This window comes from Micromonospora carbonacea, from assembly GCF_014205165.1.
GTDB classification, from domain to species: Bacteria; Actinomycetota; Actinomycetes; order Mycobacteriales; family Micromonosporaceae; genus Micromonospora; species Micromonospora carbonacea.
On record NZ_JACHMZ010000001.1, the window covers coordinates 6,167,817 to 6,191,440 of the forward strand.

19 protein-coding genes and 1 pseudogene are annotated in these 23,624 nt (G+C 69.6%); 10 read left to right on the forward strand and 10 right to left on the reverse strand.

Translation table 11 applies throughout. The annotated features are described in order from the left end of the window. The first annotated feature begins 92 nt into the window (after nt 1-92). Complete coding sequence (locus tag HDA31_RS25705) at nt 93-1,013, forward strand: putative sugar O-methyltransferase (RefSeq protein ID WP_178063251.1); 921 nt, start codon at nt 93-95, stop codon at nt 1,011-1,013. Next, the gene (locus HDA31_RS25710; RefSeq protein ID WP_178063250.1) at nt 1,010-2,119 is read left to right on the forward strand and encodes an NAD-dependent epimerase/dehydratase family protein; all 1,110 of its coding nucleotides are present in this window, start codon (nt 1,010-1,012) and stop codon (nt 2,117-2,119) included. Before HDA31_RS25705 ends, HDA31_RS25710 begins: the two co-directional genes overlap by 4 nt. Here HDA31_RS25710 and HDA31_RS32635 read toward each other — a convergent pair. The 4 genes and pseudogenes from HDA31_RS32635 to evdC all read right to left on the reverse strand — a co-directional run. After that, nucleotides 2,090-2,671 (reverse strand): annotated as a pseudogene (locus HDA31_RS32635) (dTDP-4-dehydrorhamnose 3,5-epimerase family protein); the annotation flags it as partial. The gene HDA31_RS25710 and the pseudogene HDA31_RS32635 overlap by 30 nt on opposite strands. Beyond that, complete coding sequence (locus HDA31_RS25715) at nt 2,572-3,822, reverse strand: class I SAM-dependent methyltransferase (RefSeq protein WP_178063249.1); 1,251 nt, start codon at nt 3,820-3,822, stop codon at nt 2,572-2,574. The pseudogene HDA31_RS32635 and the gene HDA31_RS25715, both read right to left, overlap by 100 nt. A gap of 29 nt (nt 3,823-3,851) precedes the next feature. Continuing rightward, nucleotides 3,852-4,973: a DegT/DnrJ/EryC1/StrS family aminotransferase gene (locus HDA31_RS25720; protein WP_178063248.1), complete on the reverse strand. Its 1,122-nt coding sequence runs from the start codon at nt 4,971-4,973 to the stop codon at nt 3,852-3,854. Nucleotides 4,974-4,975: 2 nt separating this feature from the next. Next, a complete protein-coding gene (gene evdC, locus HDA31_RS25725) occupies nt 4,976-6,250 on the reverse strand; it encodes an L-evernosamine nitrososynthase (protein WP_178063247.1) in 1,275 nt (424 codons plus the stop codon). Between the two features lie 321 nt (nt 6,251-6,571). On the opposite strand from evdC, the gene HDA31_RS25730 reads away from it, so the two are divergent. From HDA31_RS25730 to HDA31_RS25750, 5 genes are all read left to right on the forward strand, one after another. Beyond that, nucleotides 6,572-7,510 carry an NAD-dependent epimerase/dehydratase family protein gene (locus tag HDA31_RS25730; RefSeq protein ID WP_178063246.1) on the forward strand — a complete coding sequence of 313 codons (939 nt, stop codon included), beginning with the start codon at nt 6,572-6,574 and terminating at the stop codon, nt 7,508-7,510. A 98-nt stretch (nt 7,511-7,608) separates the two neighbouring features. After that, nucleotides 7,609-8,373, forward strand: coding sequence for an rRNA methyltransferase (locus HDA31_RS25735; protein WP_178063245.1), 765 nt, complete (start codon nt 7,609-7,611; stop codon nt 8,371-8,373). Nucleotides 8,374-8,594: 221 nt separating this feature from the next. Further along, a complete protein-coding gene (locus HDA31_RS25740; protein ID WP_311774389.1) occupies nt 8,595-9,617 on the forward strand; it encodes a GDP-mannose 4,6-dehydratase in 1,023 nt (340 codons plus the stop codon). Then, nucleotides 9,614-11,026 carry an NDP-hexose 2,3-dehydratase family protein gene (locus HDA31_RS25745; protein ID WP_246384355.1) on the forward strand — a complete coding sequence of 471 codons (1,413 nt, stop codon included), beginning with the start codon at nt 9,614-9,616 and terminating at the stop codon, nt 11,024-11,026. The genes HDA31_RS25740 and HDA31_RS25745 overlap by 4 nt, the downstream gene beginning before the upstream one ends. Nucleotides 11,027-11,049: 23 nt before the next feature. Further along, entirely contained in the window at nt 11,050-12,048 is a 999-nt protein-coding gene (locus tag HDA31_RS25750; RefSeq protein ID WP_219824997.1) for a Gfo/Idh/MocA family protein, read from the forward strand. A gap of 526 nt (nt 12,049-12,574) precedes the next feature. Here the strand turns inward: HDA31_RS25750 and HDA31_RS33210 are convergent. Further along, entirely contained in the window at nt 12,575-12,994 is a 420-nt protein-coding gene (locus HDA31_RS33210; protein ID WP_246384736.1) for a hypothetical protein, read from the reverse strand. Here HDA31_RS33210 and HDA31_RS33215 point away from each other — a divergent pair. Continuing rightward, nucleotides 12,944-13,120 (forward strand): helix-turn-helix domain-containing protein, encoded by a 177-nt coding sequence (locus HDA31_RS33215; RefSeq protein ID WP_246384644.1) that lies wholly within the window; start codon nt 12,944-12,946, stop codon nt 13,118-13,120. The genes HDA31_RS33210 and HDA31_RS33215 overlap by 51 nt on opposite strands. A gap of 133 nt (nt 13,121-13,253) precedes the next feature. Beyond that, nucleotides 13,254-14,069 (forward strand): glycosyl hydrolase, encoded by an 816-nt coding sequence (locus HDA31_RS25765; RefSeq protein WP_246384352.1) that lies wholly within the window; start codon nt 13,254-13,256, stop codon nt 14,067-14,069. Here HDA31_RS25765 and HDA31_RS25770 read toward each other — a convergent pair. After that, nucleotides 14,048-14,971, reverse strand: coding sequence for an NAD-dependent epimerase/dehydratase family protein (locus HDA31_RS25770; protein ID WP_178063242.1), 924 nt, complete (start codon nt 14,969-14,971; stop codon nt 14,048-14,050). The genes HDA31_RS25765 and HDA31_RS25770 overlap by 22 nt on opposite strands. Continuing rightward, nucleotides 14,968-15,747, reverse strand: a complete 780-nt coding sequence (locus HDA31_RS25775; RefSeq protein WP_246384349.1) for an HAD family hydrolase — start codon at nt 15,745-15,747, stop codon at nt 14,968-14,970. The genes HDA31_RS25770 and HDA31_RS25775 overlap by 4 nt, the downstream gene beginning before the upstream one ends. 455 nt (nt 15,748-16,202) lie before the next feature. On the opposite strand from HDA31_RS25775, the gene HDA31_RS25780 reads away from it, so the two are divergent. Beyond that, entirely contained in the window at nt 16,203-20,000 is a 3,798-nt protein-coding gene (locus tag HDA31_RS25780; protein WP_246384347.1) for a type I polyketide synthase, read from the forward strand. Between the two features lie 154 nt (nt 20,001-20,154). Here the strand turns inward: HDA31_RS25780 and HDA31_RS32640 are convergent, their stop codons facing one another. From HDA31_RS32640 to rfbB, 3 genes are read right to left on the reverse strand one after another with little or no spacing between them, the layout of a single operon-like run. After that, a complete protein-coding gene (locus HDA31_RS32640) occupies nt 20,155-21,507 on the reverse strand; it encodes a phytanoyl-CoA dioxygenase family protein (RefSeq protein ID WP_246384346.1) in 1,353 nt (450 codons plus the stop codon). A gap of 54 nt (nt 21,508-21,561) precedes the next feature. Beyond that, the gene (locus HDA31_RS25795) at nt 21,562-22,590 is read right to left on the reverse strand and encodes an NAD-dependent epimerase/dehydratase family protein (RefSeq protein ID WP_178063240.1); all 1,029 of its coding nucleotides are present in this window, start codon (nt 22,588-22,590) and stop codon (nt 21,562-21,564) included. 54 nt (nt 22,591-22,644) lie between these two features. Next, a complete protein-coding gene (gene rfbB, locus HDA31_RS25800; protein WP_178063239.1) occupies nt 22,645-23,619 on the reverse strand; it encodes a dTDP-glucose 4,6-dehydratase in 975 nt (324 codons plus the stop codon). Nucleotides 23,620-23,624 lie beyond the last annotated feature (5 nt).

Here is a 23,624-nt window from a genome sequence, read left to right on the forward strand (position 1 = left end):
CACCGTGATCTTGAACGGTGGCTCTAGGCGAACCGCTAGTAAATAGCCGGTACGGTCACCATCGAGTGATTCGATCGGCGCGGGGGGGGCACATGAGCCAGACGTACGGCCGCAGCCCGCTCTGGGAGCTCTACAACAACACCCAGGTCACCAGGGAGGCCGTCGGCGACCTGAGCAACTTCAAGTCCAGCGAGGTCAACTACAAGCTGGCGCTCTGGGACCCGCGGGTCAATGGTGTGCGCTATCTGAAAACGCTCGTCTTCACCCTCGCGGCGGGCCTGAGCCCGGCCAACTGGGCCCGGCTGCGCCGCATCGCCAACCGCGAGGTCGGCGATCCGTTCTCGATCACCTACGACGGCGAAGCGGTCTGCATGGACTACCTGCAGGCGGTGCTCGAGGTGGAGTTCATCGAGAGCCGGATGACCCTCGACGGTACGAGCATCCTGGAGATCGGCGCCGGCTACGGGCGGACCTGCCACGCGCTGCTGTCCAACCACGAGATCGCCGCGTACCACATCGTCGATCTGGAGAACTCGCTCGACCTGGCCAGCCGCTACCTCGGCGCGGTGCTGACCGACGAGCAGCTTGCCAAGGTGCACTTTCACGGCGTCGACCAGGCGGAGGCCGGCGGCGCCCTGCGGGAGCTCCGGTTCGACCTGGCCATCAACATCGACTCGTTCGCGGAGATGACCCCGGACACCGTCGGCGCCTACCTGGACCTCATCGCCACCCATGCCGACCACCTCTACGTCAACAACCCGGTCGGCAAGTACCTCGACAAGAGCCTGGACGGGCACTCGCAGGGCGACGCGGTCGTCCAGCTCGCGTTGCGGACCGGCCTGCTGAGGGACATCGTGGACATCTTCGACGACCGCGCCGTCGCGGCGCAGTCCCGCCGGTTCATCGACGCCTACCGGCCGGGCCGCGACTGGGCGCTGCTCGCAGATGCGAGAGCCGTCCCGTGGAGCTTCTACTGGCAGGCGCTGTACCGGTCCGGAGCTGCCGGGCGATGACGGACCGCCCGCTGATCGCGGTGCTCGGCGCGTCCGGTTTCGTGGGCTCGGCCGTCCTGACCGCGCTGGCCGACCGCCCAGTCACCGTCCGGGCGGTGTCCCGCCGATCCGCTGTGGCACCGGAGCCGGCCGCCGCGGATTTCGAGGTGGTCACCGCCGACCTCACCGAGACAGGCGCGGTCGCGGCGGCGGTCGAGGGCGCGGATGCCGTGATCAACCTGGTGCTCAACACCGCCGGGTGGCGCAGCGCCGACGGCGACGGCACCGCGGCGCGGGTGAACCTCGGCGTCGTCCGTGACCTGGTCGAGGTTGCGCGGGCCGGGACCGGGCCACGGGTGGTCGTCTTCGCCGGCTCGGCGTCACAGGTCGGCCGGGCGCAGCGGATGCCCGTCGACGGGACCGAACCCGACCACCCGGAGACCGGATACGACCGGCAGAAGGCGGCCGCCGAAGCGCTGCTCGACCGGGCCTCCGCCGATGGCATCCTCCGCGGGGTCACGCTGCGCCTGCCCACCGTCTTCGGGCCGGCCCGCCCGGGTGGCGGCGACGACCGCGGGGTCGTGTCGACGATGATCCGCCGCGCGCTCGCCGGCGAACCCCTGACCATGTGGCACGACGGCACCATCCAGCGAGAGCTGCTCTACGTGGACGACGCGGCGAGCGCCTTCGTCGCCGCCCTCGACCATGCCGATGCGCTCGTCTGCCGGCACTGGCCGCTCGGCAGCCGCCGCGGCGAACCGGTCGGTGACCTTTTCCGGACGATCGCCGCGCTGGTCGCGGAGGAGACGGGGCGTCCGCCGGTGCCGGTCGTCTCCGTCGCGCCGCCCGCCAGTGCCCGGCAGACCGACTTCCACAGTCTGGTGGTCGACGCATCCGCCTTCACCGCCGTGACCGGATGGCGCGCCCAGGTGGATCTTCTGCACGGTCTACGCCGTACGGTGCGGTCCCTGAGCGAAACGCGCCTCGATCTCGGCGCAGATCTCGTACCGGGGGAGCACCCCGGCCGCGTGGGCCTGGGCGAAGGTGATCGCGGTCCGGTCCCGATCCGACAGGATCGGCTCGATGTCGGCGGGAACGGGCAGGCCGAGCGTGTCGTCGAGCGGTGACAACGCCCGTTCGTTCTCGAAGACGTACTCCGTGGAGAGCAGGTAAGACATCACCGTGTCGTCCATCAGGGCGACGAACATGTGCGCCACCCCCGTCGGCAGGTACAGCGACCTGAAGCCCTGGGAGTCGAGGACCACGCTGTCCCAGCGCCCGAAGGTCGGCGATCCGACCCGGACGTCGAGCACCACGTCGAGGACCCGGCCGTACGGGCACGAGACGAACTTGGCCGAACCGGGCGGCGTCGTGGTGTAGTGCAGCCCGCGGACGACGCCGCGGCGGGAGACGCTGTAGCTGGTCTGCGCCACGGGAAACAACGGATATCCGAGCGTCTCGGTGAAGACCGAGTCCAGGTACGGGGACACGAAGACCCCCCGCGGGTCGGGAAAGACCCGCGGGGTGAAGACGTACGCGCCCTCGACGGCGAGTTCGGTTGCTACCTGCACGGCCCCACTCAATCCCGCACGTGAACGTGCGGAACGTACAGGATCCAGGCCCCGCCGGCCTGCCGGAACGCCTGCTCCTTCGCCATGATCTCGTCGGCGTGGTTCCACGCGAAGAGCAGCGCGTAGTCCGGCGGGTCGGTCGGGAACTCGTCCGCCGCATGAACCGGGATGTGCGTGCCCGGGGTCAGGCGGCCCTGTTTGGCGGGCGTCGTGTCGTACACCCGCGACACCAGGTCCGGCCCGATGCCGCAGAAGTTCGCCACGGTCGCGCTCTTGGCGGTCGCCCCGTAGGCCACCACCCGTTTGCCCTCCGCCGTCAACCGTTCGAGCAACGCCCGCAGGTCGTCGCGGATCCGGCCGACCTGGGCAGCGAACTGGTCCAGCCGGGCCAGCGTCGCGACGCCGCCCGCGTCCTCCTCGGCGATCAGCGCGGCCACCCGGTCCGCCGGGCGGCGTGCACCCGCACGGGCCAGCGTGTAGCGGACCTCGCCGCCGTGCACGGCCAGCCGGTCCACGTCGACCAGCTCGAACCCGAACGACGCGGCCAACGCCTGCACGGAGCGCGCCGAGAACAGGAAGAAGTGCTCGTCGTAGATCTGGTCGAACGACGTCTTCGCCAGGATGTCGCCCAGGTAGGGGTCCTCGAAGACGAAGACGCCGTCCGGCCCGAGCAGCGCGTCGACACCCCGCAGGATCGAGTCGAGGTACGGGATGTGGCAGATGGTGTTCGCCGCGAAGATCACATCTGCGGGGCCGTCGCTCGCGCGTACCTCACGGGCGGTGGACTCCTCGAAGAAGTCCCCGCGTACCCGAAGGCCCTTGGCCCTTGCCGCTTCGGCGACCTTGCCCGACGGTTCGAAGCCCAGGTGCCGGACGCCGGCCTCGTGCACGGTCCGCAGCATCACCCCGTCGTTGCAGCCGATCTCGACCACGAACGGGTCCGGGCCGGTGGCCTCCGTCTCCAACAGTTGCCGGGCGGTGTCGGCAAAGTGCTTCTGCATGACGGCGGAACCGGACGAGTAGTACGGGTAGTCCTCGTGGAACATCCGCTCCCGGGGGACCTCCTGCATGAGCTGCACCATCGTGCACGTCTCGCAGAGGCCGACGGCGAGCTGGAAGAAGTACTCCTGCGGGATCTCCGGTTCGGTCAGGAAGCGGTCGGACAGTGGCTGGCGGCCGAGGTCGAGGAACTGCACGACGGTTCCACCGCAGGCGCGGCAGGTGGCTCGTGGCCGTGCCCGGTCGGCTGGGCTGATCATGGGTGGCGTCCTCCAGTGCTACCGGCGGCTCAGAGCGTCGTGAGTACGTCGCGCAATGCGCCTATCACCGTGTCCTGCACGTCGACCGGCAGGGACGGATACATGGGCAGGGAGAAGATCTCGTCGGCGATCCGCTCGGTGACCGGCAGCGATCCGGCGGCATAGCCGAGCTTCGAGAAGCCGGTCATGGTGTGCACCGGCCACGGGTAACTGATGTTCAGCGTGATTCCACGCCGCTTCAGTTGCTCCAGGATCGCGTCCCGCTGCGGATGACGGACGACGTAGAGGTAGAAGACGTGTTCGTTGGCGTCGGCGAGGGCGGGCAGGACGAGCCCGGTCGCCTCGGCGATGTCGCCCAGCCCGGCGGCGTAGCGCTCGGCCACCGCGCGGCGGCCGGCGATGTACTCGTCGAGCCGGCGCAGCTTGCGCCGGAGAATCTCCGCCTGCACCTCGTCCAGCCGGCTGTTGTGGCCGGGCGTCTGCACGACGTAGTACACGCTCTCCATGCCGTAGTAGCGCAGTTGGCGCAGGTCACGGTCCACGGTCTCACTACCGGTGAGCACGGCGCCGCCGTCACCGTAGGCGCCCAGCACCTTCGTCGGATAGAAGGAGAAGGCCGCCGCGTCGCCCATGGTCCCGGCGAGTTGCCCTGCGTGTCGTGCGCCGTGCGACTGCGCGCAGTCCTCCAGCACCAGCAGCCCGTGCTCGCGGGCCAGCCGCTGCAACGGCGCCATCTCCACGCACTGGCCGTAGAGGTGGACGGGCAGCAGAGCCTTGGTCGCCGGGGTGATCACGTCGGCCACCTGGGTCGTGTCCATCAGGTAGTCGTCCGGCCGGATGTCCACGAAGACCGGGATCGCGCCGACGGCGTCGATCGCCAGCACGGTCGGCGCCGCCGTGTTGGCGACGGTGACCACCTCGTCGCCGGGCCCCACGCCCAACGCCTGCAGGGCCAGCTTGATCGCGTTGGTGCCGTTGTCCACCGTGACGCAGTGCGCCACGTCGTGGTACGCGGCGAACTCGGTCTCGAAGCCGAGCACGCTGCGGCCGAGCACGAGGTTGCCCGACTCGAAGACCGTCTCCACCGCGTCGAGCAGGTCGGCCCGTTCCTTCTCGTATTCCGGCAGGTAGTCCCACACTCGGATGGTCATGTTCACCTTTCTCCCGCCGGATCCGGGGAGCGGAGCGCCCGAACGCTCATGTAGTCGTTGTCCCGGTCCGCGCCCAGCGCCTGGCCGCTCAGGTAGTCGACGCCATCCACATAGCTGTAGGGCTGCATGAACCCACCGGCCCGGACGTCGCGGTAGAGCCGTGCCAACGGGTGCTGCCCGTCGTACGCCTGGCCGCCGAGCAGCGAGAGGCAGTCGTCGACGACCGCCGGGGCCAGTTCGTTGACGGTCATCTTCGCGTACTGGAACGGGGTCATCATCCCGCGCCCGCGCTCGTCGAGATCGCCGGTCAGGTCCGCGGCCAGGAGGTCCGCGTTGAGCAGCGCGGCGCCGGCGACGGCCCGGAGCGTGTACAGCCGCGTGTCGATGCCGGCCACCAGGGCGAGGGCGGCGGCCGCCGGCCGCGATCGACGACGCGCGTACGTCTCGACGGCGAGGTCCCGCGCGGCCTGCGCGACACCGGCGTAGATCCCGAGCATGGTGATCGAGCTGACCGTCTGCCCGGCCAGGACGGCGTCCCGGCGCGCGCCGGCCGGCCCGCGGTCGAGAACGTGGTCGGCGGCGACCGGGCAGTCGTGGAAGCTGACGTCGAGGGTGCCGGAGGCCCGCATCCCGAGGCCGTCCCAGTGCGTGCCGACGGTCAGCCCGGGCGCGTCGCGCCGCACCACCGGAACGGCCAGCACCACGTTGCCGTCGGCGTCCCGGCGCTGGGCGTGCACGAAGAAGTGGGTACCGATCGGCGCCATGCTGACCAGGATCTTGCGGCCGTTGAGCAGCCAGCCGCCGGAACCATCGGCGGTCAGTTCGGTGAGGACGCCCGGCGCGTCCTTCAGTGCCCCGCAGACGGCGGCCTCCCCCGTCGCCATCGCCCGCAGCAGCCGCTCGGCCAGCGCCCGCACCGGCGGGGAGCCGTGCATCCATTCGTAGGTCAGGGTGAGCCCGCGGCTGAGCTGGACGTGCAGTGCCAGGGCGGTGGAGGCGTCCGCTTCGGCCAGGCGCATCAGGGCGACGGCGACGTCGTACAGGCGGTGGACGCCGAGCCCGCCGAGCGCGGTGGGCACGGTCGCGCCCATCAGGCCGAGCTTGGCCAACTGCCCGAACACCTCGACCGGGAACGTGCCGTCCCGGTCGTTGTCACCGGCCTCCGACCGGATCTGCGGGAGTACGCCGGTCAGCAGGTCGACCATGGTGCGGCCTTCCGGTGTGCTCGGTGCCCGCAGGTCTCCCACCACCGGCGAATTCGCTGTGTCTGTAGCCATCGCCCGCTTCCTTTTGCACTATTCCGACCCTGGTCGCCTACCCACGACCGAAACCACCATTGCATGGCTGACGGTCGGGAACGACGCCAACGCACATGCGGCCCGCGAATGTGTGGACACCGGTTAGCGTAGGCCCTCCAGTAGCCGGTGGCGGTGAAGTCTAGGCGTATCACTCGAGCTTCAATGCGGGGCCGTTTCCGGCCTGTGCCGGCGAGCCGTTCCCATATACATTCGGCGGACACACACGGAGGGCCTCGTGAAGATACTGTTTATCGCAGGGCCAACGAAGTCAATTCCTTCTTCCGCCACGGATCCCCGTCCATGCGCGTCCTCGTGACAGGTGGCGCCGGCTTCATCGGCTCACACCTGGTCGACGCCCTGCTGGAGCGCGGCGACACCGTCACCGTGGTCGACGACCTCTCCACCGGCCGGTGCGGCCGGTTGGCCGTCCGTGTCGCCTTCCATCAGGAGTCCATCACCGACGGGAAGGCTCTCGCCGCGATCGTGGCGGACGCCCGTCCGGACCTGATCTACCACCTCGCCGCGCAGGCCGACGTCCGCACCTCGGTCGCGGATGCCAGCGGCGACACCGGGGTCAACGTGCTCGGCACCGTCAACGTCCTGGAGGCGGCCCGAGCCGTCGGGGCCCGGGTGGTGTTCGCCTCCACCGGCGGAGCCCTGTACGGGGCGATCAGCGCGATCCCGTCCCCCGAGGACGCCCGCCCGGAGCCTGCGGCGCCGTACGGCGCCGCCAAGTACTGCGCGGAGCAGTACGTGGCCCTCTACAACCGGCTGTACGGCACCGCCCACGCGGTCCTGCGACTGGGCAACGTCTACGGCCCTCGCCAGGATCCCGCCGGCGAGGCGGGCGTGGTGTCCATATTCTGTGGGAACCTGCTCTCCGGCCGCCGGCCCACGATCTTCGGCGACGGCAAGCAGACCCGCGACTACGTCTACGTGGCCGACGTGGTCGAAGCGTTCCTGGCCGCGGCCGAGCACGGCGGCGCGGGCGTGTGGAACATCGGCACCGGCACCTCCACCAGCATCCTCGAGTTGCTGGAGGTGATCGCCGCGACGGCCGACCGGGCGGTCCAGCCGGTGTTCGCGGCCGCCCGTCTCGGCGAGCTCCAGCATTCCGCCCTCGATGTGACCCGGGCCGGCCGGGAGTTGAACTGGACCGCACGGACAGCCCTCGCCGAGGGAATCGCCAGGGCCTACCAGTGGATCAGGGACCAGGACGGTTGCGACGTCGAGGCATGAGCGGGCCGGCCTCAAGCTCGTTCCCGGCGGGTGCGTAGCGGTGCTGCGGCACCGGCCACACCCATTGCTACCCTGGCGTGCGGAGAGATCGGAGCAGGGTGGGCTATCGGTACGAGACGACACGGGACGACTACGGCGATCTTGCAAGCGGGGCGGTTCTCCGGTCCGCCCCGGGCTTTCCCGCCTTCCCCGTGCGGCTCGCGTCCGAGGTGTTCCAGCACGCCCTCGACGTGCGCGGCGGCACCGACCCGGCGGTCCTGTGGGATCCGTGCTGCGGCAGCGGTTACCTGCTGACCGTGCTCGGGATTCTGCACCGGCGGTCGATCGCGAGGCTGCTGGCCTCGGACATCGACGCCGACGCGGCCCTGACATTGGCGGCAGCCAATGTCGGCCTGCTCGCCGAGGGTGGCCTGGCGGCACGGGCTGCGGAGTTGACCGAGCGGGCTCGACGCTTCGACAAGCCCGGCTACGCCGAGGCCGCGGCCGCGGCCGGACGGCTGAGCCGCCGGCTCGAGGCTGCCGGCGGCCCCCTCCCGTACGCCGTCCGACAGGCCGACGTCTTCGACCCGACGGCGCTGGCCTCGGCGGTCGGGGGCAGCGAACCGGATCTCGTCGTGACGGACGTCCCGTACGGCGAACAGACGGAGTGGACCGGCGGTCATGCCGGTCGGGGCCTGCACGGAATGCTCACCGCCGTCGCTTCGGTGCTTCGACCGGCCGCGGTGATCGCGGTGATCGTGCGGGGCCGCCGGGTTCCGCCGATCGGGGCGGCACGCCCCCGGCGAAAACTGAGGGTGGGCACACGAGCGGCGGCCCTGTTCGTGGCGGCCGACCTCAACGACGCCGGGCCGGCCCACCCGTAAGCAGTACGGATTGCCGGTTCTTCGCGCACGGCTGCACCCTCTAGTGAGCTCCCTATATTGCATTCGAGAAGGGTGATCCCTGCTCCATTTTCCAGTACCGTGAGTCACGGCAACGGGACATGCCTTTCCTCGGGGCAACCCGGTAGTTCGCCATCCCTCGACGCGATCACATCGAGGGTTGGTCACAGGGGCTGGAGATTATCCTGACTAGGCGAGCGCTGATCACAGGGATTACCGGTCAGGACGGTACTTATCTTGCGCGGCACCTCCTGGCCGCTGGATATGACGTCTATGGAATGGTGCGGGGCCAGAATTCGCCGAGCGCGCGCTGCGGCCGGCAGGTGCACCCCGACGTTCGGCTTGTCAACGGCGACCTGATGGACCAGTCGAGCCTGATCTCGGCGGTGGACAGGGTTCGGCCGGACGAGATCTACAACCTCGGCGCACTGTCCTACGTCCCCACCTCGTGGCGGCAGCCCAACACCACCGCGGAGATCACCGGGACGGGCGTGGTGCGCATGCTCGAAGCCGTCCGGATCGTCGCAGGCATCACCAGCTCGCGTACCCCCGGCCCGAGTCGGCCACGCTTCTATCAGGCCTCGTCGTCCGAGATGTTCGGCAAGGTGCGGGAGACCCCCCAGAATGAGCTGACGCCCTTCCACCCACGCAGTCCGTACGGCGTCGCCAAAGTGTTCGGCCACTACACGGTGCAGAACTACCGCGAGTCGTACGGCATGTACGCGGTCTCCGGCATGCTCTTCAACCATGAATCACCCATCCGCGGACCGGAGTTCGTGACGCGAAAGGTGTCGCTGGGCGCGGCGGCCGTGAAACTGGGGCTCCGGGACTCGTTGCGACTGGGCAATCTGATGGCCGAGCGGGACTGGGGTTTCGCCGGCGACTACGTCCGCGGCATGTCGATGATGCTCGCCCAGGACGAGCCTGACGACTACGTCCTGGGTACCGGGATCGCGCACAGCGTGCGGGAGCTGGTCGAGCTGGCCTTCGCCCACGTCGACCTGGACTGGCGTGACCACGTCGTCCTCGACGAGGCGCTCCAGCGTCCGGCCGAGGTCGACCTGCTCTGCGCCGACGCGACGAAGGCCCAGCAGCGCCTCGGCTGGAAGCCGACGGTCTACTTCGAGGAGCTGGTCGGGATGATGGTCGACAGCGATCTCCGTCTGCTGTCGGGTCCGCAGTGCAGTGAGGGCGGCGTCATTCGCGAGCTGGCCGATCTGTGGTGAGCGAGCTTCCCGCGTTGTCCGAGGGCAAGCTCATGACGTCCGGGGATGACCCGATGGAGTGGTGGGAGCCGGCGGCGGGCGGGGTGAGCCCCGCCTTCCGGTCCTGGCTTGCCGAACGGTCGACGATGACCTCCTGCGAGGTGGAGCGGATCCGGCTGGACGAGCTGCGTGGTTGGGCGTTCGACGAGACCACCGGCAACCTGGCGCACGAGAGCGGCCGCTTCTTCGTGGTCGAGGGCGTGCACGTGCGAACGACGTACGGTGCGGTGGCGGAGTGGTACCAGCCGATCATCAATCAGCCGGAGATCGGGATTCTCGGCATGTTGATGAAGCTCGTCGACGGCGTCCCGCACTGCCTGTTGCAGGCGAAGGTCGAGCCGGGCAACATCAACATGATGCAGCTGTCGCCCACCGTGCAGGCGACCCGCAGCAACTACACGCGGGTCCACGGGGGCGGCGGCACGAGGTATCTCGAATACTTCACCCGGCCGGGCGCCGGCCGGGTCCTGGTCGACGTGTTGCAGTCCGAGCAGGGCTCCTGGTTCCTGCACAAGCGGAACCGCAACATGGTCGTGCTGGTCGACGACGTGCCGCCCTCCGACTACCACTACTGGCTGCCGCTGCACGAGGTTCGGCGGCTCCTGCGCATCGACGTTCTGGTCAACATGGACACCCGTTCCGTGCTGTCCTGCCTGCCGTCGACCTTCTTCGCCGGTTCGGGAGTGGTCCCCGCGAACTCCGCCATGGCCGCCGCGCTGGCCCGGTCCGCCAGCGGCGAGGGTCCGTCGCACCGCTCCACGGAGGCGGTGCTGAGCTGGTTCACCGAGGCCAAGAGCCGGCACGAGCTGGCGGTGAGCCGGATCTCGCTCCGCGACCTGCGCGGCTGGCGGCACACGCCGTATGAGATCTCCCGCGAGGACGGGCGACACTTCAGCATCGTCGGGGTCACGGTACGCATCAACAACCGTGAGGTCACCGAGTGGAGTCAACCGTTGCTGCATCCGCGGCAGCGGGGGATCATCGCATTCGCGCTCAGGATCATCAATGGGGTGGCGCACGTGCTGGTGCACGCTCGGTTCCAGGTGGGGCTGCTGGATGCCATGGAGATGGGACCCACGGTCCAGTGCACGCCGAGTTCGGATGCCGAACAGCGGCCTCCTTTCCTCGACCTGATACTCAACGCCCCGAGCGAGCGGATCCTGTTCGACACCGTCCTCGCGGAGGAGGGCGGCCGGTTCTACCGCGCCGAGAACCGCTACATGCTGGTGGAGGTCGGCGACGACCTTCCGGCGGTGCCGGACACCTTCTGCTGGGTCGCCGTCCATCAGCTCGCCACGCTGCTGCGGCACGGCTACTACCTCAACGTCGAAGCACGCAGTCTGCTTGCCTGCCTGCACAGCCTGTGGTGAGTGAGGTGCCCCAGCGAGCGGTGGTGAACGATCCGATCCGGTTCGGCGTACTGGGATGTGCCGACATCGCACGGCGGCGGACCCTGCCGGCGATCCTGCGTGAGCCGACGACCGAACTCGTCGCCGTCGCGGCCCGAGAACAGGCGAAGGCCCGTGCGTTCGCCGGCCAGTTCGGCTGCGCGGCGGCCGCCGATTACCGCTCGCTGCTGAGCCGGCCGGACGTGGACGCGGTGTATATTCCCCTGCCCGCCGGGTTGCACCACGAATGGGTCGGCCGAGCGCTTGAGGCCGGTAAGCACGTCCTGGTGGAGAAGCCGTTGACCACACGGTACGCCCACACCGTGGCGATGGTGGAAACCGCCCGGTCCCTCGGCCTCGCCCTGATGGAGAATCTGACCTTTCTCCGGCATGGTCTGCACAGCGCGGTCCTGGATCTGCTGGAGGGCGGCGAGATCGGCGAACTGCGCGAGGTCAACGCCGCGTTCGGATTCCCTCCCCTCGGCCCGGACGACATCCGCTACCGGCCGGATCTGGGCGGTGGGGCACTGCTCGACACGGGCATGTATCCGCTGAGCGCCGCCCGCCTCTTCCTCGGTCCCGAGCTGGAGGTCGTCGGCGCGACGCTGAAACTGGACCCCGAACGCGGCGTCGACGTGTCCGGCAGCGCCCTGCTGTCCACTCCGGACGGCCGGACCGCCCAGTTGACCTTCGGCTTCGAGCACGCGTACCGGTCGGACTATGTGCTGTGGGGCAGCGAGGGGCGGATCGTCGTCGAACGCGCCTACACGCCCCCTACCACGCGACGGCCCGTCATCAGGCTGGAACACGAGGAGGTCAGGCGGGAACTGACCCTTCCGCCGGAGGATCAGTTCGCCAACACGCTGCGTGCCTTCGTCGGAGCCGTCGCCGTCGCGGGTCAGCGTGCCGCCGAGACGGTGGAGATCTGCGCCCGGGCTCGCCTGATCGATGAAATTCGGGTCAAATCAGGGCAACCGCGCGTGCGGCTGCCCCACGAGGTCTGAGGCGCGGCGAGACCACGGCCGCACCGGGGAGGCCCGCGCCGGCCCCCTTGAGGGGCCCCGCAGAACGGGCGAAGCGTTCGGACGACTCGAAAGCCGCCTTAGCCCTCTAGGGGTCATCAATGGCGAAAACACCCAGCTCAATGGACGATCCAGGCCCCGGAGACTAGGTGTTTCACTAAGCCTCAGCACGAGCTCATAGTTGTCACTCCGCGACTCAGGGTAGCGTTCGATCCATCGGTGGCCCCTGCGGCCAAGCCGCTGGACCACCCCGCACGCGGCCCGGAGCAGGGCGTACCCCCGAACGCAGGCATCGATGGACCCGCATGGGTCAATTCCGATCAGAGAGCGACAACCGTCGATCATTTACCCGATCGGGGCAGGCGATACGTGCAACTTTCGGTTACACTACTGCCACGTTAGGTCAGTTCTGGGAGTGGCCACACGGATGACCTACGTATCGATCGCAGGCAAAGCGGGGGTGCGACTGCTACGGGATGTTTACTGTCAGCTAGGTTTTCCGACACCTTCAGGTCAACTCCGATGGCGGGTGAACCGGCTGCGCCGGCTTGCCGCACCCGGCAACCAATCGTCTCGGAATCCGCTGGTCGCGCGACGCTTTCTGCCGAATGTCCGGACCCAGCACCGCGTAACGTCGGCCGGCCGCCGGTTCGGTGGCCTCCATCGGGTTGAGCACGCCTGCGTCCGGCTGATTCACGGCCGGTTCGGCCTGACTTAAGCGTTGGAAGACGACACCGTGACGCAGTGCGCCGTTCCATCGACTCGTCTTGCGAATCAAGTCATGGTAGGGATTGGAGATGAAACTGTGGGTCTGAAGCTTCCCCTCTCCGAGTTGGATGCCCGCATCATCGAAAGCATCGCAGCGGGTGAGCGCACCGTGCATATCGCGAACAAGGTCTACCTGAGCCGCCAGGGCGTCGAATACCACGTCAGCAAGTTGTTGCAGCGGCTACGTGTGCCCAATCGGCCCGCGCTCATCGCCAAGGTGTACTCGATGGGCATCCTTTCGGTGGGGACCTGGCCCCCGGAGGTTTGCCGGGAAAGGCTCGACTGAACGGAACGGAAACCAGCCCGTGCAACCCCATGACCCATCGGCAGGGACGATTCGAGGTCTCATGGAAACGAAGAAAAAAGGGCCCTCCGATTATCCGATGGTAGTGGCTATATGCGCATTCAGTGTCGAGAATGTGCGTAAGCACCTACACCACAACCTGGCCCAACTGTCCGGTGACGAGTACTTCGTGCAGTTGGACCGGCCGAGCACTCCGGAGGCGGAGTCGGTCGCGGCCGAGGTGGATGCCGCCGGCGGAACGATGCGCGTTCTCGGCGCCACCGGCGGCCTGTCCGCCTCGCGGAATCTCATGTTGGCCCGGTGGCCGAATCACCACGTGATGTTCGTCGACGACGACGTGCGGCTGGACGCCAAGGCCGTCACGGCGGTCCGCGAGAGCCTGCGCGCGGGCACCCACGTCGTCGGCACTCGGCTCGCCCGTCCACCACGCCCCCTGCCCTGGTACGTGACGTCCGGTCAGTTCCACCTGCTCGGCTGGCACCGGGACGACCGCGAGATCAAGATCTGGGGTGCCTGTATGGCGGTGGACACCGCCTTCGCCCATGCCAAGGGCCTCGACTTCGATCTCGCGTTGAGCCGGACGGGTGGCAACCTCCAGTCCGGCGAGGACACCACGTTCGTCAAGCTCATGAAGGACGCGGGGGCCCGGGAGCAACTCCTGCCGGACTGCTCCGTGACCCACGACGTGGATCCCGCCCGGCTGACCCTGCGCTACCTGCTGCGGCGGGCGTACTGGCAGGGTCGGTGCGAGTCACGGCGTGGCCAGGCGTGGGCGGGGTTCCGGAAGGAATGGGACCGGCATCGCACCGCGCCGGAGTCCCGCCTGCGCCTGCCGCTGGCGTGTCTCTACGGTGCCGTGACCGCGTGGGGCGTCCTTCATGATCAGCTCCTGCTGAGGTGGGGGCGTGATCATCGCTCGGCGGCGGTCTGATGCGCGAGCACGTGTTCCCAGCATTCACGTACGCCGTCCGTCAGACCGATCCTGGCCCGCCAGCCGAGGGTCTCGTGTGCCAACGAGGAGTCCAGCCAGTTGCCACCTCTGTCGAACTGGCGACCGCCTTCCCAGATCACCTCGATCCGCTGGTCGACCACTGTCGACACCACCGCGAGCAGATCGGCCAGGGAGGTGGGCGCCCCTGAGCCGACGTTCAACACGGTCGGGATTCCCTCCGGACCGGTAGTGACCGTACGGCGGTGCACGGCCTTGAGGATCTCGGCGACGTCGTCCACGTGCACGTAGTCGCGGACCACCTCCGGATCACCGAAGACCCGGATCGGCTGCCGCCTGGCCGCGGCGTCCAGCCAGTGCGACAGCACGCCGTAGCCGTGCGCCGGGCGCTGGCCGGGCCCATAGACGTTACTGAGCCGCAGGATCACGGGACGGACATGGTCGGCGTGACCCAACAGTTCGCGTTCCAGCCCGAGCTTGGCGCGCCCGTACGCCGACGTGGGCCTGGTCAACGCCGATTCGTCGTACGGCGGGCACGCGTCCGGCGAGTACACCGTGCCGCCTGAGCTGGCCAGTACGAACACCGGGAAGGGGGCGGAGTGCCGCAGGGCCGTCAGGACGTCGACGAGCAGCCTGCGCTCGGCGACGATCAGTTCCGGATGGCGCTCGGCGAGCGCCGGGCTCAACCGTGCGGCGAGGAACAGTACGATCTCGGCGTCGCACAGGCCGGCAGCCGGGCGCCCGTCGACCACCGGCGGGTGCGCCTGGTTGAAGCGGGCGACCGGGTGCCCCGCGCGGGTCAGTTGGGCCACGAGCCGGGACCCGATGAACCCGGTGGCGCCGATGACGGCCGTCGGGCATCTCCTCACCTGGGCTGCCGTCACGACGACTCGGCGCGAGTGACCGGGCGCAGGCCCGTGGCCGAGGAACGAGCCAGGGCCGCCAGCGTGGCGACGACGGACACCCGTTCGTCGTCACCGGCCGGCGGCGCGGTCCGGACGGCGCGGAGCGACGTGTACGCCCGGATCAGATCGGGGTGGACGCCGGACGGCGGCCGGTAGCCGGGGTCCGCGCGGACGAAGGCGACCGGGCAGCCGAGCGCCCGCGCCGGCAGGACGTCGTGGTCGTGCCGGTTGCCGACGACCAGCAGGTCGGCGGGGGCGACACCGAGGTGTTCCAGGGCGATTCCCAGCAGCGCCGGATCCGGCTTGGCGACGCCCACGAGCGAATCGAGGAAGACGCCCGCGCAGGCCTCTGTCAGTCCCCAGGCATCCAGCACCCGCGCGCACTCCGGGGGCTGGTTGGCGACGATCACCGTCGGGACCTCGCGGGCCAGCGTCACCGCCGCCCGGACCGCGCCCGGCATCTCCTGGGCGAGTTCGTGCCAGGCCCGGCGAATCTGCGCCCAGGCTCGGGCGGCGGCCGGCGAATGCAACAGCGTCCGGCCTGCGGCTCCGTCGTCCGGGGAGTGATAGAAACGCTCGACATGCTCGATGAAAACGGACCGGGTGATCGCCGGGTCGTCAGATCGGAGCAGATCGTACGTCGCTTGCAGCCACGCCAGCTCGAACGGCTCATCGTAATAGATGACCCCACCGACATCCAGCGCGATGGCACCGTATTCGGTCATCGTCAATGACTCCCGTGCCTTCGACAACATCCGCGTGATCCTCGCACGGTCCATCGTGACCGATCGAGCCCTCGGCTGCCGATCCGACATCTCGCCGGCGGATTCTAGGTCTTTCCCTATTCGCCGATGGTCATCGGATCGGCGGCGTCGCCCGCCGCCCATGCCCGGGGCGCGTCCACACCAACCACCGCAAGCCGGGCACCCGCACGACCGGGCGGGAGTCCGGTTCCGGATCGCCTCGCGGGAGGCCCTGCCGGGGGCGCGTCAGAAAATGTCTAGGAGAAGTTCTATATCACTGTCATATAGACCGTTTGTAGAGTTCGTTGGATCGCCGTATGGGATATGGAGTCTGACGCGCGGTGCGCCGCCCGGAGTCGCGGCGACCGGCCCGGTCGCGGCAGTCCTCGATGCGCCGCGGGGCGTAACCCGCCCGAGGCGATGCCCGCCCGACCGTCCGTTCAGGCAATCGACAACAGGGGATGTTCGTGGAACCGAAAGCAATCAAGCCGCTCGCGGGGGCCTCTCCATCGGTCGCGGTCATCGGCATCGGTTGCCGGTTCCCCGGCGACGTCAATTCCCCGGACGGCTTCTGGGACCTGCTCGCCGGCGGGCACAACACCACCGGCGAAGTGCCGGCCAGCCGATGGGAGCCGTACCGGGACCTGGGGCCCGAGTTCGAGAACGCCGTACGCCGGGCTAACCGTTCGGGCAGCTTCCTGAATGAGATCGACGGCTTCGATGCCGACTTCTTCGGCATCTCGCCACGCGAGGCCGAGCTGATGGATCCCCAGCAACGACTGCTGCTGGAGGTGGCCTGGCAGGCCCTGGAACACGCGGGCATCGCACCGCGCGAGCTGGCCGGCACGGACACCGGTGTCTTCGCCGGTGCCTGCACCTACGACTACGGTGCCCACCAGCTCGAGAACCTCCCGTACATCGACGCCTGGACCGGGATCGGCGCCGCCGCCTGCGCGCTCTCCAACCGCGTCTCCCACGTCCTGGACCTGCGGGGGCCGAGTCTCACCGTGGACACCGCGTGTTCGGCCTCGCTGGTGGCCCTGCACCTCGCCGCGCAGAGCCTGCGGCTGGGCGAGAGCACGGTGGCTCTGGTCGGCGGCGTCAATCTCATCGTCTCCCCAGGCCAGTCCATCACTCTCGGCGCCGCGGGTGCGCTGGCCCCGGACGGGCGGAGCAAGTCCTTCGACGCCACCGCCGACGGGTACGGCCGCGGCGAGGGCTGCGGCGTCGTCGTGCTGAAGCTCCTCGCCGATGCCGAGCGCGACGGAGACCGGGTGTTGGCGGTGCTGCACGGCAGCGCCGTGAACCAGGACGGTCGCACCAACGGGATCATGGCCCCGTGCGGGCAGGCCCAGGAGCACGTGATGGAACGGGCCCTGCGCAGCGGCGGGATAGCGCCCGGCTCGGTCGACTACGTCGAGGCGCACGGCACGGGCACCCCGCTCGGCGACCCGATGGAGGCCGCCGCGATCGGTGCCGTGTACGGGCACGCTCGCGCCGACGGCGAGCCCTGCCTGATCGGTTCGGTCAAGGCCAACATCGGCCATCTGGAAGGCGCCGCGGGCATCGCCGGAGTGATCAAGGCGGTGCTCGCCCTGGACCGCGCCGAGATACCGGCCACCCCGGTCGTCACCGACGTCGATCCGGCCATCGCCTGGGACGCGCTGAACGTCCGCGTGGTGACCCGTCACCAGTCCTGGCCCGATCGCGGGAGACCGCGCCGGGCCGGCGTGTCCGGCTTCGGGTACGGCGGGACGGTGGCCCACGTCGTGCTCGGGCAGGCCCCACCGCGCACGCGACGGGAGCGCAGCCCGCTGACCGGTGAGTCCCTGTTCCCGGTCTCCGCGTCCTCGGCGGCGTCGTTGGGCGAGCAGGCGTCGGCGCTCGCCGGCTGGCTCTCCCGGGACGCCGACCTGGCCTCCGTGGGACACACCCTGGCGATGCGGCGTTCGCATCTCGCGTACCGGGCGGTCGCCGTGGCCGCCGACGCGGACGGTCTCGGTGCCGCGCTACGCGGCCTGGCCGCGGGCGAACCGGTCGACGGCGTGGTCACGGGATCGCCGCTCGGGGACCCTCCGAAGCTCCTCTGGGTCTTTTCCGGCCACGGTTCCCAGTGGGCGGGGATGGGCCGGGAACTACTCGTCACCGAACCGGCGTTCGCAGGGGTGGTCGACTCCCTGGAAGCCGTCTTCCTGGAGGAGATCGGCTTCTCGCCACGGCAGGCGTTGCTGGACGGTGAGTTCGACGCGGTCGACCGGATCCAGACGATGATCTTCGTCATGCAGCTGGGACTGGCCGCGATGTGGCGGTCGCGGGGCGTGACCCCGGACGCCGTCATCGGCCACTCCGTCGGTGAGATCGCCGCCGCGGTCACCGCCGGCCTGCTGACGGTGGAGGACGGCGGCCGGTTGATCTGCCGGCGATCGGCGCTCCTGCGACGCGTCGCGGGCCAGGGCGCGATGGCCATGGTGTCGTTGCCGTTCGAGGAGGTCGCCGAGCGGTTGGCCGGTCGCAGCGACGTGGTGGCGGCCATCGCGTCGTCGCCGTCGTCGACGGTGGTTTCCGGCGATCCCTCGGCCCTGGATGCGCTGATCGCCCAGTGGGATGCCGAGCGGCTGGTGACCCGCAGGGTGGCCTCCGACGTGGCGTTCCACAGCCCGCACATGGATCCGCTGCTCGACGAGCTGACCGCCGCCGTCGACTTCACGCCGCACAGCCCGCGGATCCGGGTCTACTCCACCGCCCTGGACGACCCGCGTGCGGCGATGACGGCCGACGGGGCCTACTGGGCCGGGAACCTGCGCCAGCCCGTGCGGCTCGCCGCCGCGGTCACCGCGGCGTTCGCCGATGGCTTCCGTGCCTTCGTGGAGGTGTCGCCGCATCCGGTGGTCACCCACTCGATCCACGAGACGTTGGGCGGTTCCGACGACGAGGCGTACGTCGGCGTCACGCTTCGCCGCGATCAGTCCGAGGTACGCGGCTTCCTGACCGCACTCGCCGGGATGCACTGCATCGGGGTGCCCGTCGACTGGACGGCCCTGCACCCGTCGGGAGAACTGGTCACCCTGCCGGTCTACCGGTGGCGGCACCGCAGCCACTGGCACTATCCCGCCCCGGTCTCCCGGAGCGGGGGGCGCGGCCACGACCCTGATTCGCACACCCTGCTCGGTGCGCGGCGCAGCCTGGCGGGGAGCGCGGTGCGGGTGTGGGAGACCAGCCTGGACGACTCCAACCGGCCCTACCCGGGCAGCCACAGCCTCAACGGCGTCGAGATCGTGCCCGCCGCCGTGCTCGTGGTGACGTTCCTGGCGGCGGCCGAGCGGGACGGCGTGCCACCGGTCCTGGCCGACGTGGCGATGCGGCACCCGCTGATGACGGCGGACCTGCGGGAGATCCAGGTCATCCAGGAGGCCGACGCCGTCCGGCTCGCCTCCCGGGCCACCGGCGGGGATGCCGGCGAGGATCCGCCGTGGCTGGTCCACGCCGACGCGACCGTGGCCGACGGTGCTGCGGCGGCGCTCACGGGACGGACCCTCGTGGACCCCGAGCAGTACCGACTGGAGCCGGCCGACCCCGGGTCGATCCATCGCCGGCTCGCTGAGGTGGGTGTCCCGTCGACCGGTTTCGGTTGGTCGGTGGATCAGCTGCTCTCCGGGTACGGTGTCCTCCGGGCCCGCGTCCACACCGCCGAGACGTCCACCTGGGCGTCGGTGCTGGACGCGGTGATGTCGATCGCGCCGGCGGCGTTTCCCGGCATCCCGCAGTTGCGGATGGTGGTGCAGATCGACGAGGTGGCGACGAGTGGCCCGCCGCCCGAGACCGTCCTCGTCGAGGTGCGGCTCGACGAGGACCGCCCCGACACGGTGGACGCCCTCGTGGCCACCGCGGACGGCCGGGTCCTGGCCGCGCTGCCCGGCCTGCGCTACCCGGTGATCGACGAGCCGCCCGCCCCGGCCGGCACCGAGGAGGCGAGCCCCGCGGAGCCGGCGATGTCCCTGGCCGACCTGCCGCCGGCCGAGCTGCGGGAACGGGTGCTGGAGGAGGTTCGTCTCCAGATCGCGACCGAGATGCGGCTCGCGGTGGACGACCTGCATCCGAGGCGCCCGCTCGCGGATCAGGGCCTGGACTCCGTGATGACGGTGGTGATCCGGCGTCGGCTGGAGAAACGACTCGGGCTGGGCCTACCCACCACCGTCTTCTGGCAGCAACCCACCGTGACGGCCATCGCCGACCACGTGACCGGGCTGCTCTCGTCGAAGAGCTAGCTGACGAGCCGGGACACCGGACGGATCGGCCGGGACATCGGCCGCGGCAGAGTCGATCTGCCGCGGCCAATGTGGGCACGTGCGCGGCGCGGGCCGCGCAGGTTCGCGGAGGCACCCGGTGGGGTCGCCGCAGGCGGCATCCGCGTCCGGCCGGTCAGGACGGGAGGCTCGGCAGTGAGATCGCGGGATTCGCGAACTCGATGACGATGGTTCGGCGCCACTGGTCGCTGGGGTTGGGGCCCGAGCCGTGCACGAGCCGGACATCGTGCACGATCACGTCGCCCACCTTCGACGGGACGGGCACTCGGGGCCCACCGTCGCGGATCTCCGGGACGTCGATGTCGTCGGGCAGCAGGTGGGAGCCCGGAACACCTTCCAGACAGCCGTTCTCCGGGCCTGCGGTGTCCAGGCAGATGCTCAGGTTGCAGACCGTGTGCGGTGCGACGTTGGCCCGGTCGCGGTGCCACGGGACGCCCGCCGCCCTCTTCGGCTCCTTCAGGACCAGGGCGAAGGCGGTGGGCACGACCGGTGACCCGACGAACGCGGCGGCCAGCTCCGCCAGTTCCGGGCGGAACAGCAGCTCGCGTTCGGCCCAGTCCTGCTTCTCCAGGTTGTGGATCCGGTAGAGCACCGGAGCCTCGTTCTCGACGTCGTAGTTCCAGTAGTCGTCCGAGACGTGGCCGTGCTCGGTGAAGCGGGAGATCAGGTCGATGGCACCGGCCTTGAGCCGCGCGATCGTGTCGTCGGCGAAGACCGGACCGGCGTTGACGAAGCCATCCTCCCGGAATCGACGGATCTGCGCACCCAGCCGGGCACGGCCGACCACGACGATGTCGCAGACCTCCGCCGACGTGCGCTCGTGCAGCACCTCGATCTCGACGAAGCCGGCATTCTCCAGGGCCGCGAACAGCGAGGCCCGGTCCAACCAGCGCACGTCCACGCTCAGCCCGCGGGCCTGAGGCTCCGGGTGCTCCTCACGGACGTGCTTGACGGAATACCCGTCCAGCGTCTCCAGCCCGTCGGAACTGCCCCAGTAGTGGGTCGACAGGTAGATCCCGGCGGAAACCCGGGCGGCGTCCTTGAGCAGCGCCCAGGGCTCCCGGACGTGATACAGCAGGCCGGCGCAGAGGACGGCGTCGAACCGCCCCAGGGTGGCGAAGTCGAGCGTCTCCACGTCGGCGATCCGCAGTTCCACATTGGTGGCACCGTGCACCTCCATCACGAACTCGGCGCGACGCAGATTCTCCTCGCGACCCTCGAGCCCGAGAATGCTGGTGCCGGGCTGTCGGGCCAATGCGAGGGTGTCCGCACCCTCGAGCGCACCGAGCTCCAGGATCCGGGTCGCACCGGGAAACGCCTCGTAGAACGCCCGGGCCCGATCGGCTGGATCCTGGCTGAGGAGATATCCGTGGTCGGAGCCCTCCGCATAACGAATTCCCTCGAACTCGAATCCGTTCACCCACGGCTCGAGTTCCTTCGCGCGACGCTGAATCTCCCTACGGTCCATGGATTCCAAGCCTAGTGTTCGGGTGCGCGCGGGAAACTGGTGTTTTCACCACTGTCAGCGAGGCGCCGATCCCAGGCGCTTTTCGACAAGCCGCGCCCACTCCGGAACCTGATGGCCGCCGATCTCGATGTCGAACGACGATCGCAGTTCCGTCGGTCCCACACCGGCCGCCCACGTGGCGGTCCGGGCCAGTCCGTCCGCCAGCGGGGTGTCCGCCCAGTCGCCGAAGACCTTCCGGGCGCTGTCGGTCGCGGTGTACGCCACCCGGACCTCGTCGCGCGCGGGCAGGTGCACGATCGGATGATCCGGAACGCCGGCCGCCACCCGGACCGCCTCCGCGAGCTCCAGCACGGTGTTGGTGCTGGCCGCGCCCACGTTGAAGCTCCGGCCCCAGGCCTCCTCGACGTCGGGCGCCTGGCACACCACGTCCACGACGTCGCCCACGTACGTGAACGCCCGCACCTGACCGCCGTCGCCGTAGACCGTGATCGGCTCGCCACGCAGGATCTGGTTGAAGAAGATCGCGACCGCGTTCCGGTACGGGTCGCGCATGTTCTGCCACTCGCCGTAGACGTTGTGCATGCGGAAGGCGGTGAACGGAAGGCCCTGCGTCCGCGCCGTCACCTCGAGTTCGCGCTCGATGACGAGCTTGGCGTTGCCGTAGCTGTCCGCCGGCACCGGGATGGAGGTTTCTCGCATCGGCGTTTCACCGTGACCGTAGACGGCGACCGAGGAGGCGAAGCAGAAGAACGACACCCCGGTCTGCAACGACGCGTTGATGAGGTTGATGCTGCCCATCACGTTGGTGCCGTAGTTGAGCTTCTTGACCGAGTGGCTGATCGCTTCGGCTGCGAAGGCCGCGAAGTGGAAGACCCGGTCGAAGCGGTGCTCGGCGAAGGCCCGTTCCACCAGGTCGGCGTCGGTCACCGAGCCGACGATCAGATCGGCGCCCGCGGGCACGCGGGAGGCGCTGCCGCCGCTGAGATCGTCGAGCACGGTGACCCGGTGCCCGTCACTGGTCAACCGTCCCGCCAGGTGCGAACCGATGAAACCGGCGCCACCCGTGACCAGGCAGTGAGCCATACCGGGCTCCTTCGAAGGTTGGCTGAGAACATGGACAATCGCGGTGCCGCACCGTCAGTCGTGCGGGACGGCGTCGAGTTGTTTCCGCAGCGGCTCCCACCAGTGCCGGTTCGCGCGGTACCACGCGACCGTCTCGGCCAGGCCGTCGGCGAAGGGGACGCGCGGGGCGTAGCCCAGGGCCCGGAGCTTCGCGTCGGAAAGCGAGTAGCGGCGGTCGTGGCCCTTACGGTCGGGCACCCTCTCGACGGCGTCCCAGCTTCCGCCGACCGCGTCCAGCAGGTGCTGGGTGAGTTCCAGGTTGGTCAGCTCGGCCGTCCCGGCGATGTGGTAGACCTCGCCGGACGCACCGCGTTCGACCACCGTCTGGATGCCACGGCAGTGGTCGGCCACGTGGATCCAGTCGCGGACGTTGCGCCCGTCGCCGTAGAGCGGGACCGACCGACCGTCCATCAGACGGGTGAGGAAGAGGGGGATCACCTTCTCCGGGAACTGGTATGGACCGTAGTTGTTGCCGCACCTGGTGATGCGGACCGGCAGTCCGTACGTCCGCGCGTACGCCAGGGCGATCAGGTCACCGCCCGCCTTGGCCGCGGCGTACGGCGAGTTCGGCGCCAGCGGCGCGTCCTCGCTCCAGGATCCGGCCTCGATGCTGCCGTACACCTCGTCGGTGGAGACCTGGACGATGGTCGGCACTCCGGCGGTCAGGCACGCCTGCATGAGCGACTGGACGCCCTGAACGTTGGTCCGCAGGAACTCCGCCGAGTCGGCGATGGACCGGTCGACGTGGGTCTCGGCCGCGAAGTTCAGCACCACGTCGTGGCCGGGCAGGACCTCGGCGAGCAGTCGGCCGTCGCAGATGTCACCGCGGACGAAGGTGACGGCGTCCCGCACCCCGGCGAGATTCGCGAGGTTTCCCGCATAGGTGAGGCTGTCGAGCACCGTGACCTCGCAGCCCTGCCACCCGGCGTACGCCCCGGCGACGAGTTCCCGCACGTAGTGCGAGCCGATGAAGCCGGCGCCACCGGCCACGAAGA

Coding starts and splice junctions, on each gene's coding strand:
- HDA31_RS25705 (WP_178063251.1), top strand. CDS start 93: ATGAGCCAGACGTACGGCCGCAGCCCGCTCTGGGAGCTCTACAACAAC.
- HDA31_RS25710 (WP_178063250.1), top strand. CDS start 1,010: ATGACGGACCGCCCGCTGATCGCGGTGCTCGGCGCGTCCGGTTTCGTG.
- HDA31_RS25715 (WP_178063249.1), bottom strand. CDS start 3,822: ATGATCAGCCCAGCCGACCGGGCACGGCCACGAGCCACCTGCCGCGCC.
- HDA31_RS25720 (WP_178063248.1), bottom strand. CDS start 4,973: ATGACCATCCGAGTGTGGGACTACCTGCCGGAATACGAGAAGGAACGG.
- evdC (WP_178063247.1), bottom strand. CDS start 6,250: ATGGCTACAGACACAGCGAATTCGCCGGTGGTGGGAGACCTGCGGGCA.
- HDA31_RS25730 (WP_178063246.1), top strand. CDS start 6,572: ATGCGCGTCCTCGTGACAGGTGGCGCCGGCTTCATCGGCTCACACCTG.
- HDA31_RS25775 (WP_246384349.1), bottom strand. CDS start 15,747: ATGTTGTCGAAGGCACGGGAGTCATTGACGATGACCGAATACGGTGCC.
- HDA31_RS32640 (WP_246384346.1), bottom strand. CDS start 21,507: ATGGACCGTAGGGAGATTCAGCGTCGCGCGAAGGAACTCGAGCCGTGG.
- HDA31_RS25795 (WP_178063240.1), bottom strand. CDS start 22,590: ATGGCTCACTGCCTGGTCACGGGTGGCGCCGGTTTCATCGGTTCGCAC.